At 44.7% G+C, this 1,683-nt stretch carries 1 protein-coding gene; it reads right to left on the bottom strand.

Annotated features, from left to right (window positions below; genetic code table 11):
- Window positions 1–159 precede the first annotated feature (159 nt).
- The coding region (locus tag Q0614_RS03455) for a TonB-dependent receptor (RefSeq protein ID WP_298786545.1) at window positions 160–1,683 on the bottom strand (1,524 nt) is incomplete at its 5' end.

Raw genomic sequence — 1,683 nt, 5'->3', positions numbered from 1 at the left:
AATCCATCTCCAAATCCGATCTGAACCCTTAGTTTGTCGTCGTTTTGACCCGCAAGCCAAAAATCATGCGCGCCTGCTACGCTAAATGCACCTAAAACTGCCAATACAGCTAAACTTTTCCTCATTTTTCATCCTTTCTTTTAGTAAAATTTACTAAATTTAAAAACTATATCTTACGCCGACGCCGAGCGTTCTGCCTTTGCCATAGGTGATCAAGACATTACTCGCTCTGTCGCGTATGTGCGAGAAATACTCTTTGTCGGTCAAATTTTTGACGTAAAAATACACGTCAAAGCCATCTTTTAGGTAGCCTACTTTTGCATCCGCCGTAAAATAGCTCTTTTGGGCTAGCTTATTTTGAGCATCGAAGTAGGTCCTGCCTATCATATTTCCGTCCAGTCTTGTATAAATTCCCATCGGAGCGTAGTATGACGCGCCCAAAGAGAGCTTATACTCGGGGTTTTTCTCGATTTTATTACCTTTATTATTAGTGCCGTCTTTGTTGATGTAATCTCCGTATTTGGTCTTTAGCAGGCTCGCGGCTAAATTTATATCAAGCTCCTTGCTCGCTTTTGCGACGCCTTCAAATTCCACACCCATAGATTTTGATTTATCGGCGTTTGCGGTCGAGTAGATGTTGGGGTTATTGGGGTCGGTATAAAATATATGCGTGCCCTTGATGTCCATATAAAATAGCGCGGTAGAAAATCTAAAGCTCTCATACGAACCCTTTACACCGATCTCGTAGTCATCGCTCGTCTGTGCGTCAAATTTATTATCCTCCCTGCTGCCGCCAGTGGTGTAGAAATTAAAGCCGCCGGCTAGATAGCCCTTTGAATACATCGCGTAAATATTTAGCTCATCGGTGATATCGTATCCAAGTGCGATTTTTGGCAAAAACGTCCTAAATGTCGCTTTTTCGTCCATCGAAAACGCGGGCGCACCGGGATTGTGCCCCAGCTCGTATGAAAAGTAATCGACCTTTGTGTGTTTTCTGATCTGCTGATACCTGCCGCCAAGCGTAGCATCAAATTTGCTCGTGATCGGATAGATGATCTGACCGAATACCGATGCCGTCTGCGCGCGATTGACCGAAGGCCAATCCTCGACTATCGTCCTACCGCCGTCGCCGTATTGGTCGCCGATCGGGCCGAAGACTTGCTTTTCGTTTTCGTAATAAAGTCCACCGACCCATTTGAAGCTTTGCTCGCCTACGCTACTAAATCTAAGCTCCTCGGAGAAGGTATCATTTTTAGAATTTAAAAATGTAATTAGCCCGTAGTGATCGGGGTCGAGATAGGTTATTTTACTGCCGAAATCCTCGTCGTAAAGCCCGTCTTTTTTGGCTCTACGAAAGGTCGTAGTCGAGGTCGCGTCAAATTTGTCAAATTCATATTTTAGATCTAACGCTCCCGAGCTAGAGGTTTGCTTTACGCGGGCGGGCGTTTCTAAATTTATATGTTTTGCTTCGGCTTTTGAGATGCTACCCAGCTTAGACTTTGGGATAAAAAGCTCGTCGAGCGAGTCGTCCTGGCGGTGAAAAAGATCGCCGTAAATTTTAATCGTAAAACGATCGGTCGGCACTATCTTTAAATTTAGTCCGAAATTGTAATTTTTCTTGTCGTTGGCTTTATCTCCGTTTAGATCGTTGATGATCCAGCCGTCCTCTTTGGACGCCGAGCC

Source organism: uncultured Campylobacter sp. (assembly GCF_937997595.1).
Classification (GTDB): Bacteria; Campylobacterota; Campylobacteria; order Campylobacterales; family Campylobacteraceae; genus Campylobacter_B.
This window is presented reverse-complemented; position numbering and strand designations above follow the sequence as displayed.